Here is a 15,589-nt window from a genome sequence, read left to right on the forward strand (position 1 = left end):
AATTGGTATTAATAATCAATTTCGAGGTCAAGTTGGTTTTTGAGCTTATTCAGTGCCGGATTCATTTCGGCCATTTTTTTGAATTTATCTACCGAAGTATAGGGACGGTCTTCAGTGGTGTTTTGTGTAACCGAAGTGTTGATGGATACCTGCCCGTTTTTAAGCTCCTTGCGGAGAAAGGCGAGCATATCATACTTTTTCTGGTTTATTTCTTCAGCCTGTACTTTGTTATCCACAATAAAATCGATTACGGCATTGTCGCTCAGTGTAGGCTTTCTTCGTGTAAGCGTACTGTAATAATTTGGTTGCTGCTGAAAAAATCCTTCAGCGAATCGTGCCCATGCGGCTTCAAGTTGTTCCTGTGTAAATGGCTCTGTTCCGTAGAATGCAAGCGGATCCTGTATTTCTTCATCTGTCTTTTCCTTATCGGGGGCGGGCTGATTTTTTAATGCCCTTATCGCGTCCATATTCACAACCGCTTTTTGTTGCGATTTGGATGAAATAACACGTTCAACAGTGGTGTTCAGCGACTTGGGCGCGGGATTCTCTGCAATAACTGGCGCTTCAACAACTGGTGCAGCCTCTATTACGAGGGGTTCATCCTTTTTTTTTAAGGCCTCTGCATCCTGCGTTGGCTGTTTCTGTGAGGTTGGCGTACACATTTGCATAAAAGCAAGCTCCAGATGCAAACGCTTGTTGTTGCTGATTTTATAAGTGGTATCGCACGCATTCGCAATATTAAGACAACGCATCAGAAAATCAACGGGGCATTTCTGTGATTGTTCCTGATACCTTTTGCGTATATTTTCGCCGGTTTCAAGAAGCCGCAGTGTTGCCGGGTCCTTACAAACCAGCAGGTCGCGGAGGTGAGAGGCGAAGCCGGCAAGGTAATGGTGCCCGTCAAAACCATTGTCAATAACCTGATCTATCTGAAGCAGTACTCCGTTAATCTCATTTTCCAGAAGTAAAGAGGTCATCTTAAAATAGAACTCATAATCCAGAATGTTGAGGTTGTCGAGTACCGATTGATAGGTAATGTTTCTGTCGGTTGATGATGCTATTTGGTCAAAGATTGAAAGTGCATCGCGCAAAGCGCCGTCTGCCTTTTGAGCAATAAGATGAAGCGCATCCGATTCAGTTGTTATACCTTCCTCTTTTGCAACCCAGGCAAGATGCTGGGCAATATCGTCAATCATGATACGCCTGAAATCGAAAATCTGGCAGCGTGATAGAATGGTCGGAAGTATCTTGTGCTTTTCGGTTGTAGCAAGAATAAATTTCGCGTAAGCAGGCGGTTCTTCAAGTGTTTTCAGGAAGGCGTTGAATGCCGCCGACGAAAGCATATGAACCTCATCAATGATATACACTTTGTATTTGCCTGCCTGAGGCGGTATACGCACCTGATCTACAAGTGAGCGGATATCATCCACGGAATTGTTGGATGCGGCATCCAGTTCATGAATATTGAAGGACGTGAGCTCATTGAACGATAAGCATGACGGACATTCGTTGCAGGCTTCGAACTCAGGAGTTACATGGGTGCAATTGATTGTTTTTGCAAGAATACGGGCACAGGTGGTTTTGCCAACACCGCGCGGGCCGCAGAAAAGGAAAGCCTGAGCGAGCTGGTTATTCTTGATGGCGTTCTTCAGGGTGTTGGTAATGGATTTTTGTCCAACCACCATTTCAAACGTTGACGGGCGGTATTTTCGGGCAGAAACAATAAAATTCTCCATGGTTCAGATAAATTCGGTTTTTCCGGGAATCACAAAGGTAACATTTTTTGAATTTTACGGTTTCGTTTGCAAAACGGCTGCAAATTAAAGTTATCTGACGGAAGTGCAAAATGTTTTATACCACCGGCTCTGTTTCATCAATGAAAGAACCGAACGGTTCAATAAGAAGACGTCTGAAAATTTAAACGGGGAAGAACTTTCGTGCTTCCCCGTTTGGTTAATATTCATCTTCGTGAAAGAAGAAATCTTCCTTGGTAGGATAATCGGGCCAGATATCTTCGATGCTTTCGTAGATCTCACCTTCGTCCTCAATTTCCCGAAGATTTTCGATGACTTCCATCGGAAGACCAGACCGTGTTGCATAGTCGATCAGCTCATCTTTGGTTGCAGGCCAGGGAGCGTCTTCGAGCTTGGATGCCAATTCAAGGGTCCAATACATAATTTTCGGTTTTTCTGAATTTTTTGCAAAAATATAATTAATCCTGTCAAAAAGTCAAGAAAAAAAACAAATTAATCAGATTCGTCTAAAATGCAAACGATTAGCGGTGCAGATTTATTTCGAAATGAATAAGAAATCGCTCCCGGATACTGATTTACCGAGTATTTGCCTGTGCAACCCGTAATTTTCGACTATTTTGGTTTCCACTGAATTTCTTCGGCACCGTGGTCTTTGGCAAGTTTACGAGCAAGCACGAAGAGGTAATCTGAAAGGCGGTTCACATATTTTAATATGAGCGCATCCACTTCTCTTTCGGCTGCCAGATGCACAATGATGCGCTCGGCCCGGCGACACACCGTGCGTGCAACATGACAATGCGATACCAGAATATGCCCGCCCGGTAAAATAAAATGACGCAGAGCAGGTAAATTGTCATTCATGCTGTCGATTTCATTTTCAAGTGTCAGAATATCGTCTTCTGCTACCTGTGGTAGTCCTTTCAGCGATTCGGCTGAGTCGGCCGCCAGGTGCGATTCGATATTAAACAGAATTACCTGTACATGGCCCAGTATTTTTTTTACATGATGATCAATATCCTGATCGCGCAGCAGACCAATGAAGGAATTCAGCTCATCAACGGTGCCGTAGGCTTCAATTTGAAGGCTATACTTGGGAACGCGGGTTCCGCCTATAAGTGCCGTTCTGCCCTTGTCGCCTGTACGGGTATAAATTTTTAATTCTTTTTTAGGCATATGAAATGCATTTTCCGGAGCTGGCTCCGATGTTCATTACAAATATAATGTTTTTGGACTGCTTGCCACCTCAATGAAATATTATACGTGGCCGAACTGTTCGGGATAGAAAATTTATAAAATTATCCGTTAATAAACGTTAACGTGCGTTTCTATAAATTAATTTTTTCGGAGCTCCTGCCGGACCAGATTGTTTGGTAGTGGCCGTTATATTATTCCGGAATTTGAGTTTCGGAATCGCACGCAATATCTTTTTTCCGTGCTTTGATTATACGTTTGAAAAAATCAAAGGAATACAGAATTGCGACTACGAAAAGCAATACCGTAATCAGAATCAGAATCAGAAGCGATTCGTCTCTTGCACTGCCGGTGCCGGCAAAGCAATAGTTCATTGATAAGACGAAGAGAACTGTCATGAACTTTTTCATTTCTTTTTTTTTAGGTGGCCGAAAACGTTTATGATTACAAAGTTAAGGCAGAACTAACGCAATCCATACCAGTGAGGAAATATTTTTTCCACCGATATATTTTAGAAGTGTTTAAAACGACAATTAAATCATTGAAATGACGATCGGAATAGGGAAAGTTGTGGACTGTTTTCAGCAGTTTTTGCTATAATCCTGTATTAAGCAATTTCCCGGAGCTGAGCAGCTTTTCGAGGTGTTTGTCGCCCGCTGTTTCCCGGATTGCATCAACATAGTTGATATTGTGAATATCGCTTCCAAGCAGGTCTATCATCTCATCTTCGATGAGGTGCTGCGCAATTTTTTTCAGCGGACCGGAGTTTCTGCCTGCCAGCGAACCAATGTTCATTTGAAACAGTATCTCTCGATCTTTCAGTGCGTCATAATGCTTAAAATTGCTGTGCCAGTATGAATATCGTTCGGGATGAGCAAGAATTATTTTATAACCGGATGTTTGAAGTTCAAATAAAATCGAGGCATAATCGGGGTAAGGCATATAGGTGGGCATTTCAACCAGAATGTGATTTCCGGAGAATGACAGCAGGTCGCCGCTTTTTATTTTCTCCATAAACCCTGAATCAATCATGTATTCGGCACCGACTTCAAGTTCAACATCAATGTCTTCTTCGCGCAGGCGTTGTTTCAATGTTGCAAATCCATCTCTGATAATGTCAGAAGTATTAGGGAAATGTTCAGCCGAAATATGAGGTGTAGTAATCAGTTTTGTATAGCCCAGACTCATCATTTCGCGCACCAGTTCCACCGATTGGTCAAGTGAGGCCGAGCCATCGTCTATCCCCGGCACAAGATGCGAGTGCAGGTCAACCCTGAGGGCTGAAAGAAAGGGCGTGGAAGCCGTTTCTTTTTTAGAAAAGAAGCCGGATAAAAAACCCATAATAGCACCAATTACGACTGATAATATATTTTAAACCAATCAAGGGTTATCTCCAATCCTTGCCTGATAGTAACGGCAGGGGCATATCCTAACAAAGCTGAAGCTTTGGAAACATCGGCAAGTGAATCGCGGATGTCGCCTGCTCTTTCTTCACGATATGTAGGTTCAAGGCTGCTTCCAGTAAGCTCTTTCAGGATGTTGAATAATTCATTCACCGAAGTTCTTCCGCCGCGGGCAATATTAAAAACCTGTCCGGGCGCTTCGGTATGTGTTGTAAAAAGTGCACGGATATTTGCCTGTACAGCGTTTTCAACAAATGTAAAATCTCTTGTCTGCTCACCGTCGCCATTAATAAACAGTTGTTTATTGGTGAGCAGCGAATCAATAAACAGTGGAATTGCTGCGGCATATGGACCACCCGGATTTTGTCTGGGTCCGAAAATATTGAAATACCGCAGCCCGATTATCTGCATATTGTAGATGGGTCCGAAAACGGTGGCATACATTTCATTCACATACTTTGTGACTGCGTATGGCGAAAGTGGTTTGCCTATTTTATCTTCCGTTTTGGGAAGTGTTTTGCTGTCGCCATAAACTGATGATGAGCTTGCATAAACAACGCGTTTAACGCCGGCGTCGCGGGCTGCAACAAGTATATTCAGCTGACCGTTTACATTGGTTGCATTGGTAGCCGCAGGGTCTTTGACCGAGCGGGGTATAGAGCCAAGAGCTGCCTGATGAATCACATAATCAATTCCGCTGCAAGCTGTAGCACAGGTTTCCGTATTGCAGATGTCTCCTTCTATAAACTCAAAATGCGGATTTCCGAAGTAGGACTCAATATTTTTTTTGAAGCCAGTTGCCAGATTATCGAGCACGCGAACTTTGGCTGCGCCGTGCTTCATAAGGTATTCAACAATATGAGAGCCAATAAAACCTGCGCCTCCTGTTACCAAAAAGTTAGTCTTATCAATAGTTCCGGGGTGGTATGCTTGTTCGTACATATTCCTAAGTGCTTTGCCGTTATTTTAATCGGCTGAATTAACGTTTTTTGTATTGTTGGTCGTAGTATTTCTGGTAATCGCCTGATGTAACATTATTGAGCCATTCGCTGTTGGCAAGATACCAGTCAACCGTTTTCTCAAGACCGCTTTCAAACTGCAACGATGGCGTCCAGCCAAGTTCTTTCTGGAGTTTCGATGAATCGATAGCATATCGCTGGTCGTGTCCGGCACGGTCCTTAACAAAGGTAATAAGTTTTTCGGAAGTCCCTGTATCACGGCCCAGTTTTGTGTCCATAATGCTACACAACAGGCGTATCAGGTCAATGTTGGTCCATTCGTTATTTCCGCCAATGTTATAGGTTTCACCATTTCTTCCTGATTGAAAAATAGTATGAATAGCTGCAGCATGGTCTTTTACAAATAGCCAGTCGCGGATGTTGTCGCCCTTGCCATAAACAGGAAGGGGTTTGTTATTCATGATATTATTAATGCAAAGCGGTATCAGCTTTTCCGGGAAATGATTGGGACCGTAGTTATTGGAACAGTTAGAAAGAACTACAGGCAGTTTGTATGTGTGATGCCATGCACGTACCATATGGTCGGAACTGGCTTTTGATGCGGAGTACGGACTGCGGGGATCGTAGGCTGTTGTTTCTGTGAAGAGCCCTTCTGTTCCTAATGAACCATAAACTTCATCAGTGGAAACGTGGTAGAATCTTTTATGTTCAAAATTATCTTTCCATAAGTTCCGCGCGGCATTAAGCAGGTTTACCGTACCAACAATATTGGTGAAGATAAATTCCATGGGGTTTTCAATGCTGCGGTCAACATGCGATTCGGCTGCGAGATGAATAACGCCGTCAAAGCGGAATTCATTAAAAAGGTTCTTGATGAATTCGGCATCCACAATGTCACCTTTTACAAAACGGTAATTCGGTGCATTTTCGATATCGCTCAGGTTTGCCAGATTTCCTGCGTATGTGAGTTTATCGAGGTTTACTACAAGGTAATCGGGATGTTCGTTAACGAAAAGACGTACAACGTGTGAGCCAATAAAACCGGCGCCACCGGTAATCAGGATGGTCTTGTCGGGTTGTGCCATGAGAAGTGTTTATTCGTGGTTTAAAATTGCTGTATGTTGTTCCCAGTTCCATGCACTGAGGAGCATGTCTTCCAGTGTTTTTTCTGCTTTCCAGCCAAGGTCTCTGTTTGCTTTGGATGTATCTGCCCAGACTTTTTCAACATCACCGGGTCTGCGACCGGTGATGCGGTATTCGAGATTAACACCACTGACTTTCATGAAGGTATTTACGATCTCAAGAACAGAGTTTCCGTTGCCGGTGCCGATATTAAACACTTCGAATTTTTCTTTGCTCACACCGCTGATCATGTGTTTTATCGCGGTGATATGTGCTTTGGCGGCGTCAACTACATGAATATAATCTCGTATGCAGGTGCCGTCGGGGGTATTATAATTATTTCCATAAATACTCAGAACCTCACGTTTACCAACAGCGGTTTGAGTAATATAAGGCACAAGATTATTAGGAACTCCTAACGGCAGTTCACCGATAAGTGCCGATTCATGCGCGCCTATCGGATTGAAGTACCTTAATGCCACCGCTTTTAAATCAGAGATTTTACAAACATCTTTGATTATATTTTCTGAAACAATTTTAGTAGTTCCATAAGGGCAATAAGATTCCTGAACCGGCGTATTTTCAGTAACAGGAAGTTCCAGGGGTTGGCCGTATACAGTACATGATGAACTGAACACCAGATGTTTTACATCATTATTCGTCATCAGCTCCAGCAGGTTCATCAGGGAAACCAGATTATTATGGTAATAATAAAGAGGTTTTTCGGTTGATTCGCCTACGGCTTTGAGTGCGGCAAAGTGGATAACCGCACCAATATCGCTATGCCTTGCAAAAAAGTCAGTAAGGGCAGGCTTGTCGCAGAGGTCAATTCTTTCGAAACCGGGCCGTATTCCACTTATTTTTCCGATATTATCGACGACCCATTCAAAAGAATTGCACAGATTATCAATTATTACAACTTCGTATCCCTGCTGCTGCAATTCAACAACAGTATGCGAGCCGATATACCCTGTGCCTCCGGTTACAAGAATTTTCATTTAGTAAATTAAAGACTCCAGTAAGTGAGTTGTTTGATTTTGTTCCGATAGATTCCTTTTACGTCAACAAGTATCGCTTTTTCGGCAGCTAAAGACATAAAATCAGCTTCAGTCATTTGGAGGTACTGGTTATGATTTACGGCAACAATGATGGCATCGTATTTACCTTTTGGTTTTTCGATGATATCAAAACCGTATTCGTGTTTCACTTCTTTTGCATTTGCAAATGGATCTACCACATCAACTTCAATACCGTATGATTTGAGTTCGGTAACAACATCGGCAACGCGTGAATTGCGAATGTCGCTGACGTTTTCTTTAAAAGTGATGCCCATCACAAGAGCTCTTGATTTCAGAACATTTTTGGATGAGGCAATAATTTTTTTAACGGTTTGTTTGGCGATATAATAACCCATAGAGTCATTTACAAACCTTCCGGAATTGATAACCTGAGCGTGATAGCGGAATTCTTTGGCTTTGAAAGTCAGGTAATACGGGTCAACACCGATGCAGTGACCACCAACCAGACCGGGATAAAACTTAAGAAAATTCCATTTTGTGCCGGCGGCTTCAAGAACTTCAAAGGTGTTTATTCCCATTCGGTTAAAAATAATTGAAAGCTCATTCATCAGAGCGATGTTTACGTCGCGCTGCGTGTTTTCAATGATTTTCGCTGATTCTGCAACTTTGATGGATGATGCGCGGTGAACTTTGGTCACAACCATTTCATACACATTGGCAACATTTTCTGCCGATTCCGCGTCGCATCCCGATACTACTTTAACAATAGTGGTAAGCGTATGTTCTTTATCTCCCGGATTGATGCGCTCGGGTGAATAGCCAATTTTAAAGTCCTGACCGCATTTCAAGCCTGAAAGTTCTTCTAATATGGGCAAGCAGTCCTCTTCGGTACAACCGGGGTAAACGGTTGATTCATAAACTACGTAATCGCCTTTTTTCAGGATTTTTCCAACGGTGCGAGTTGCACTCAGCAATGGAGTAAGGTCGGGCAGGTTATGATGATCAATGGGTGTAGGAACGGCAACGATATGAAAGCTGGCCTCTTTGAGGTCTTCTAACTTTGATGTGAATTTGATGTTGCAACCGTCAAAAGCCGAAGCGGGTAATTCTTCGCTCGGGTCAATTTTATTCCGCATCATTTCAACTCTGTCTTCTTTGATGTCGAAACCGATAACCGCAGTTTTTCTTGCAAACTCAAGTGCAATAGGCAAACCAACATAACCTAATCCGATCACGGATAATTTGGTTTTTCCGTCAAGTAAATCCTGGTAAACGCTCATAATACAGTGTTTTAAGTGTTATTTTTTCTTGAATTCTTTATCGCGTTCAGCGTAAATACGTTCTATTATTTCGACAATTTTTAGACCTTCAAGTGCATTGGTTGTAGCGGTACTTCTGCCTTTCAGTGTATCAACAACATTTTCGATTACATAATGATGGTTTGCGGCGCTGCCTTTATATGCACCATAATCGTTGGCAGGGTTCGAAGGTGCCAGCTCGGGCATGGTATAGTTTTTAATATGGCAGTATTCCACTTCGTTCATGTATTGCCCGCCTATTTTAATGCTTCCCTGAGCGCCAATCATAGTGATGCTGCTTTCCAGATTCTGATCATAAACGGATGTGGAATAATTGATGCTTCCCATGCCACCATTAATAAAGCGGAAAGAGACAATTCCCGAATCTTCGAAATCGGTGAGCTGCTGGTGGTTGAAATCGCTGAATGTGCCATGGATATCCGTAATGTCGCCAAAAAGCCAGTACATAATATCTACAAAATGCGAGAATTGTGTAAAGAGTGTGCCACCGTCAAGAACGGCATCGCCTTTCCAAATTCCTTTTTTATAGTATCGCTCATCGCGATTCCAGTAGCAATTCAGCTGAACAAGAAAAATTTCACCAAGAAGCTTTTTATCTATAACGTCTTTTATCCAGATTGAAGGCGGGGAATAGCGGTTCTGCATCACCGAAAAAACATGCCTTGAAACTTGCAATGCTTTATAAATAACCTGTTCGGCGCTATTTTTAGTGAGGCCCATAGGTTTCTCGCAAACAACGTGTTTTCCTTTATCCAGCGCTTTGAGCGCCTGCTCTGTGTGAAGGCCGTTGGGTGTGCAGATATTGACAACATCAAACTCAATCCCTGATGTCAGCAATGCATCGATATCATTAAAAAACGGAATATCATATTTCTCGATTCCGAGTTTTTCTTTGGGCAGAATATCGCACAATGCCACCAGCTCCGATTCCTCGTTACGTGAAATCATCTCTGCGTGTCTTTTGCCTATATGACCGCATCCTATAACAACGAACCTGATTTTGCTCTCCATACCTTTATTTTCTTTTCCCGATTTTCATTTTTTTGCAAAAGTATAACTTTTTTATTTATATTTTTTGGAAGTAAGTCATATGCTAAAAATCAAGATGTTAATTCATTACTGCTCGCATTCCGGGCACACAAGCGTCCCTGTTTTACATTCGGCTGTAGCAGTTGCTATAAAAGCATCAGCTTCATCCTTTCCGCATCCTGTATTCAGTTGTTCAATATAATAGGTCATTGCGGCACTATTACAGTTGTTTTCTTTCAATATCCTGCAGAACTCCTTTTTTTGTGTCGTACAATCATCACAACCGCTTTTGTTGCATGAGGTTATAATGAAAATAGTACAAATTGACAATAGGATGATTGGGAGGTGTTTCATGTTTAGTTGCTTAACCTATTTTAGTAACTTTTCCGTTTTCGAGCCGGTATTGTTCTTTTCCTTCGGGGCAAACGGCAATGCCGTCTTCATTAAAATGAAGCCTGTGACCGTACTCACTCATCCAACCGGTTTGTTTTGCCGGATTGCCTACTAAAAGTGCAAATGCGGGAACATTTTTTGTAACAACGGCTCCTGCACCAATAAAGGCATATTCGCCAATGTCGTGTCCGCAAACGATGGTAGCATTTGCGCCAATGGAAGCACCTTTTTTAACAAGGGTTTTTGCGTACTGGTCTTTCCGTATGATGGCGCTTCGCGGGTTCACTATATTCGTAAAAACCATGGACGGACCCAGAAATACATCGTCTTCACATACCACACCGGTGTATATAGACACGTTATTCTGAATTTTGACATTGTTGCCAAGAACAACACCCGGCGAAACCACGACATTTTGACCAATGTTGCAATTTTGTCCGATGGTACAGTTGCTCATAACGTGCGAGAAATGCCATATTTTTGTTCCTTTTCCAATGGAACAGCCGTCGTCAATGATGGCACTTTCGTGCGCAAAATATTCTTTTTCCATGTCGTTATATGTTGTATCTCTGATGTTAACTAAAGGGTATGTATCGGATTATTTTTGAACAAACTCAAGGATTGAATCAGTAATGAATTTCAACTGTTCATCGTCGAGTTCAGTATGCATGGGTAATGAAATTACCGAACGGCACAATGCTTCTGTTACAGGGAAATCACCTTCTTTGTAACGGGGGTCGAGATAGGCTTTTTGCATATGCAGGGGCACAGGATAATAAATCATGGCCGGAATATCTTTTGTTTGCAGATATTCCTGAAGTTTTGTTCTGTCAATACCCTTTGTTACCAAAGTATATTGATGGAAAACGTGTGTTGATTTTCCGAAATTTACAGGAGTGGTAAAGTTAGGATGATTCGCAAATGCCTTGTTATAGTAAGCTGCAGCTTTATTTCTTGCTGCGGCATATTCGTCCAGATGGCGGAGCTTGATGTCCAGTATGGCTGCCTGTATGCTGTCGAGGCGGCTGTTCACACCAATGGTATCATGGTAATAGCGGATTGTCATCCCATGGTTTACAATCGAGCGGATACTTGCAGCCAGAGCGTCGTCGTTGGTGAAAATGGCTCCGCCGTCACCATAGCAACCCAAATTTTTAGAAGGGAAAAATGATGTGCAGCCGACAACACTTATTGTCCCTGCTTTTTTACGGCTTCCGTCGCTGAAAATATAATCGGCGCCTATAGCCTGACAGGCATCTTCTATAATATGCAGGTTATGTTTGTTGGCAATTGCAGTCAATGCTTCCATATCGGCACACTGACCAAACAGGTGAACCGGAACAATGGCTTTGGTTTTGGAAGTAATAGCGCGTTCAACGGCTTTCGGGTCAATATTGAATGTTTCAGGATCAACATCAACAAGCACGGGAGTGAGACCGAGCAGAGAAATTACTTCAGCGGTTGCGATAAAAGTAAAGGAGGTAGTGATTACTTCGTCGCCCGGGCGAAGACCAAGACCCATCATGGCAACCTGCAAAGCATCGGTTCCGTTGGCGCAAGGGATGACATGTTTAACCCCAAGGTATTTTTCAAGGTTTGTCTGGAAATTTTTTACGGCAGGGCCATTAACAAATGCCACATTATCAATTACTTCCTGTATAGAGGCATCCACTTCTTTTTTGATTTTTAAGTATTGACCCTTCAGGTCTACCATCTGTATTTTCTGCATTTCTCTTGGTTTTTAGATATTTAAGGTGTTAAAAAGTGCGGCAAAGATAGGATATTATTCATTTACCGCAAAAGTGCCCGGCAATAAATAATTATTTCAATCGTTTGTGCCTGAAAAGGCAAAAATCAATGATTTATGCGCACAGGCTGAATCTTTGATTATTTTTGCAGCCAATGCACACCATAATGAGAAAATATTTAATAATACTTTGTGTCATTATCACTGCGTCCATTGGGCGTCAAGTTCAGGCACAGGGCGATGTTAGCGATACCGGAATTGTTATTCCGATGTTTTATGCCACTTACGCCTTCCAGTTGCCCGGCGGCGATATGGCCGACAGGTTTGGATATAACTCAAATATAGGGGGCGGATTCAAGATAAAAACACGCAACAACTGGTTGATGGGTGCTGATTTCGGTTATATCTTCGGAAATCAGATCAAGAACAAAAGCGAGATACTTTCAGGTATTGCAACAAAAGATGGTTATCTGATTGACGGTGGAGGCAAACTCATTGATGTTTTCTTTTATGAAAGAGGGTTTAATGTTTCAGGGCAATTCGGAAAAATAATTCCGGTACTGAGTCCCAATCCAAATTCGGGGATAACCATTACTGTTGGTGCCGGGCTGATGCAGCATAAAATCAAGTTGGAAGACACCGACAATTCGGCACCTCAGATTAAAGGAGACTATAAAAAAGGCTACGACAAACTCACGAACGGATTTTCTCTGAACGAATTTGTTGGATATACGTATTTTGGCAATAACAGACTGCTGTCTTTTTTTGCAGGGTTTGAATTTGTTCAGGGATTTACCCAATCGCGCCGCAGTTATGATTTTAATCTTGGCGCTCCTGATACTCAAAAACGAATTGACCTGCAGTATGGCCTAAAAATAGGTTGGATTGTTCCGCTTTATAAACGCAAGCCCAAAGGTTATTATTTCGATTAATCCTGCTATCCATGATTCGTTTGCTTTATTCTTTCTCTATAACGCTCTATCATCTTTCTATAAGAATATTTGCACTGTTTAACAACAAAGCACATCTTTGGGTAAAGGGTCGTAAGAGTATTTTCAAACACATACAATCTGCTATTGGAGAGCAGAAGAATATCATTTGGTTTCATGCAGCCTCTCTGGGCGAATTTGAACAAGGACGACCTGTTATAGATGCTGTACGAAAACAGCATCCTGATTATAAAATACTTCTGACGTTTTTTTCACCCTCGGGATACGAGGTCAGGAAAAATTTTGAAGGCGCCGATTTTATTTTTTACCTGCCTATGGACAGCCGAAGAAATGCTCGCCGGTTCGTTAAATTCGTAAATCCGGCATTGGCTGTTTTTATTAAGTATGAGTTTTGGTTTAATTATCTTATTGAGTTACGAAAAAAGAACATTCCGGCAGTTTTCACATCCGTTATTTTTCGACCGGACCAACATTTTTTTAAGTGGTATGGCGATTGGTTTCGCAGGCAGCTCAAGCATGTTTATTGGTTTTTTGTTCAGAACGAACAATCGGTAAATCTTCTTCGGGGTATTGGCGTGAATAATGTTTCAATTAGCGGAGATACCAGATTTGACAGGGTTTTTGAGGCGGCAGCAGGAAAGAAATCATTTCCGGAAATAGAAAAATTTGTCGGACACAGTAAAATTGTACTTGCCGGTTCAACATGGCCACAGGATGAGGAAATGCTGATTGGCATCATCAATAAAAATGAGGCGGGAGTAAAATATATCATTGCGCCACATGAGATTCATGCCGAGCGTATCGCACATTTCGCAACCCGTGTACAATTAAAAACAATCTGCTATTCAAGTGCCGCGTCCGACGATTATGCCGATGCTCAGGTTCTGATTATTGATTCTATCGGAATATTGCTTCACCTGTATCAATATGCTACTGTTGCCTATATCGGTGGTGGTTTTGGTAAAAATATTCATAACATTCTTGAAGCTGCAACATTCGGTAAACCTGTGATTTTCGGACCGAATCATCATAAATTTCAGGAAGCAAAAGACTTGCTCGCCGTGAGTGGCGCCTTCTGTATTGCCAATCAAGGAGAGCTTTCATGTACCATTGAGATGCTGTTTACCATGGAAGCATTTTACAACAACAGCTCAACAGCTTGTTCGGACTACGTCAGAAAGCGAATTGGGGCAACCGCCATCATCATGAAAAAATTGGATGAAGTCCTGATGGGCTAAAATTTTTCTTTCAAAAATTCTTTTACCTGAGCTACGTTTATCGGACGCGCCATTATTTTATGATTCTCGTCGAGAAGGATAAACGTGGGAGTTGTCCATGCGTTATAATTGATTAATGCATCGCTGTCGGGTCCTTTCAGGTCACTCACGTTTATCCAGACCATTTTCTTTTCGATGACCGTTTTTTGCCAGGCATTTTTGTCGGAGCCTACAGACACTGCAAAAATTTCAAAGCCCATTGGTTTGTATTGTGCGTAAATTTCTCTTATGTGAGGCATTGCTTCCGCACAATGCTCACAGTCGGGACTCCAGAACATAAGCAGGGTTATTTTGGCCTTGACAGCAAACAAATCCTCAGGCTTGCCGCTGGCATCATTCATAATAATCTGCGGAGCCACATTTCCGGTTTTGAGCCTGATAATTGCTGCAGCTTTCTGTTTTTCAGTCTTGAGACCGGTGCCGGCATTGCACGAATTTTCCTGAACAGCAACATTTACGAGGTGTACAAATGTTTGCTCCCATGGACTGTCTTCAAAGGTATTGATGAGCAGTTGTATAAAATACGCATAAACATCAGGGTTAACGATTGCCTTAGAAAGAATGAAATCTGAAACACTCGTATAGATTGAGTCTGATGCCGGATCTGCAAACATGCCTATATATTCCGTGCAGGCAACATGAAAAACCTCGGTATTAAGCAATCGGGAGTCCGTAAAATCAATATTATCGAAATAGTGCTCTTTTAGAAAATCACCCCTTTTTTTATAGGGCTTTGCACCCGGCTGACGGCGATAGGTTTCAAAATCGGGCGTACGGTAGGCGAGCAGTATTTTCTGAACAAGCAATCCATTGCTTGCGGCAATCAACGAATCGGTAATAATATTAAGTTTGCGGTTTAGCTGTCCTGCTTTGCGCTGCATGCTGTCCAGGTCGTGAGTAAGCACATGACCGTTGGCTTCATAAATTTTATCGCCCATGGCCGCAATAAGGTTAATGGTATCATTGATGTTACGCGAAGCCTTCCAATAGCTGTAATAAACGGTGTTTTCGCGCGACGCAATTACTTTAAGATATTTGTAAAGGTCATTGACATTATTTTCGATATCAACATTTTCTTTGTTTATTATAACGTCGGTAAAAAGATCTTTATCAAATGAAATCCTGTACATCCCAACGGGCATCTTATCGTTGAGTATAAAAGTAATTTCCCCATTCTTAGTGTCTACAGAATCAACGGCTTCATATTTTTTGCCATGTACAGAAAGAAGATATGCTTTTCCATCAGCAAGTCCCTGAACACGGTAATGAACTGAATTATTTTGTTGCGAAAATGTTTGTAAACAAAGCATCAACTCAAGCAGGGCAACAATCCCAAATATTTTAGGCCGTACCATTAAGAAATGTTTAGTGTATGAATGGTGTTATTGGTGCAAAGTTAACAAAACCGTATAATATGCCGTAATAC

Annotated in this window: 16 protein-coding genes; 2 read left to right on the top strand and 14 right to left on the bottom strand. The window is 42.0% G+C overall.

The features are described from left to right. Window positions 1–8: 8 nt before the first annotated feature. The 13 genes from WCM76_00380 to WCM76_00440 form a co-directional block, all read right to left on the bottom strand. Window positions 9–1,736, bottom strand: coding sequence for a DNA polymerase III subunit gamma/tau (locus tag WCM76_00380; GenBank protein MEI6764060.1), 1,728 nt, complete (start codon window positions 1,734–1,736; stop codon window positions 9–11). 217 nt (window positions 1,737–1,953) lie between these two features. Then, window positions 1,954–2,175, bottom strand: coding sequence for a DUF2795 domain-containing protein (locus WCM76_00385; protein ID MEI6764061.1), 222 nt, complete (start codon window positions 2,173–2,175; stop codon window positions 1,954–1,956). Window positions 2,176–2,366: 191 nt separating this feature from the next. Then, window positions 2,367–2,927: a cob(I)yrinic acid a,c-diamide adenosyltransferase gene (locus WCM76_00390; GenBank protein ID MEI6764062.1), complete on the bottom strand. Its 561-nt coding sequence runs from the start codon at window positions 2,925–2,927 to the stop codon at window positions 2,367–2,369. A 212-nt stretch (window positions 2,928–3,139) separates the two neighbouring features. Then, window positions 3,140–3,355, bottom strand: a complete 216-nt coding sequence (locus tag WCM76_00395; protein MEI6764063.1) for a hypothetical protein — start codon at window positions 3,353–3,355, stop codon at window positions 3,140–3,142. Between the two features lie 184 nt (window positions 3,356–3,539). Continuing rightward, the gene (locus WCM76_00400) at window positions 3,540–4,286 is read right to left on the bottom strand and encodes a CpsB/CapC family capsule biosynthesis tyrosine phosphatase (GenBank protein ID MEI6764064.1); all 747 of its coding nucleotides are present in this window, start codon (window positions 4,284–4,286) and stop codon (window positions 3,540–3,542) included. An 11-nt stretch (window positions 4,287–4,297) separates the two neighbouring features. Continuing rightward, complete coding sequence (locus WCM76_00405; protein ID MEI6764065.1) at window positions 4,298–5,290, bottom strand: SDR family oxidoreductase; 993 nt, start codon at window positions 5,288–5,290, stop codon at window positions 4,298–4,300. 37 nt (window positions 5,291–5,327) lie between these two features. Beyond that, the gene (gene rfbB / locus WCM76_00410; protein MEI6764066.1) at window positions 5,328–6,392 is read right to left on the bottom strand and encodes a dTDP-glucose 4,6-dehydratase; all 1,065 of its coding nucleotides are present in this window, start codon (window positions 6,390–6,392) and stop codon (window positions 5,328–5,330) included. 9 nt (window positions 6,393–6,401) lie between these two features. Then, entirely contained in the window at window positions 6,402–7,427 is a 1,026-nt protein-coding gene (galE, locus tag WCM76_00415; protein MEI6764067.1) for a UDP-glucose 4-epimerase GalE, read from the bottom strand. A gap of 8 nt (window positions 7,428–7,435) precedes the next feature. Beyond that, the gene (locus WCM76_00420) at window positions 7,436–8,728 is read right to left on the bottom strand and encodes a nucleotide sugar dehydrogenase (protein ID MEI6764068.1); all 1,293 of its coding nucleotides are present in this window, start codon (window positions 8,726–8,728) and stop codon (window positions 7,436–7,438) included. A gap of 18 nt (window positions 8,729–8,746) precedes the next feature. Further along, complete coding sequence (locus WCM76_00425) at window positions 8,747–9,778, bottom strand: Gfo/Idh/MocA family oxidoreductase (GenBank protein MEI6764069.1); 1,032 nt, start codon at window positions 9,776–9,778, stop codon at window positions 8,747–8,749. Between the two features lie 105 nt (window positions 9,779–9,883). Continuing rightward, on the bottom strand, window positions 9,884–10,150 hold the full coding sequence (locus tag WCM76_00430) for a hypothetical protein (GenBank protein MEI6764070.1): 267 nt from the start codon (window positions 10,148–10,150) through the stop codon (window positions 9,884–9,886). Window positions 10,151–10,160: 10 nt separating this feature from the next. Continuing rightward, a complete protein-coding gene (locus tag WCM76_00435; protein MEI6764071.1) occupies window positions 10,161–10,739 on the bottom strand; it encodes a DapH/DapD/GlmU-related protein in 579 nt (192 codons plus the stop codon). Window positions 10,740–10,787: 48 nt separating this feature from the next. After that, the gene (locus WCM76_00440) at window positions 10,788–11,918 is read right to left on the bottom strand and encodes a DegT/DnrJ/EryC1/StrS family aminotransferase (GenBank protein MEI6764072.1); all 1,131 of its coding nucleotides are present in this window, start codon (window positions 11,916–11,918) and stop codon (window positions 10,788–10,790) included. A gap of 185 nt (window positions 11,919–12,103) precedes the next feature. Here WCM76_00440 and WCM76_00445 point away from each other — a divergent pair, with 185 nt between their 5' ends. After that, complete coding sequence (locus WCM76_00445; protein MEI6764073.1) at window positions 12,104–12,868, top strand: hypothetical protein; 765 nt, start codon at window positions 12,104–12,106, stop codon at window positions 12,866–12,868. Between the two features lie 11 nt (window positions 12,869–12,879). Continuing rightward, window positions 12,880–14,124, top strand: a complete 1,245-nt coding sequence (locus tag WCM76_00450; GenBank protein MEI6764074.1) for a glycosyltransferase N-terminal domain-containing protein — start codon at window positions 12,880–12,882, stop codon at window positions 14,122–14,124. On the opposite strand, the gene WCM76_00455 is transcribed toward WCM76_00450, so the two are convergent. Next, window positions 14,121–15,518 (bottom strand): redoxin domain-containing protein, encoded by a 1,398-nt coding sequence (locus tag WCM76_00455; protein ID MEI6764075.1) that lies wholly within the window; start codon window positions 15,516–15,518, stop codon window positions 14,121–14,123. The two genes, WCM76_00450 and WCM76_00455, sit on opposite strands and share 4 nt — an antisense overlap. Window positions 15,519–15,589: the final 71 nt, after the last annotated feature.

The organism is Bacteroidota bacterium (assembly GCA_037133915.1).
In the GTDB taxonomy this organism is placed as follows: domain Bacteria; phylum Bacteroidota; class Bacteroidia; order Bacteroidales; family CAIWKO01; genus JBAXND01.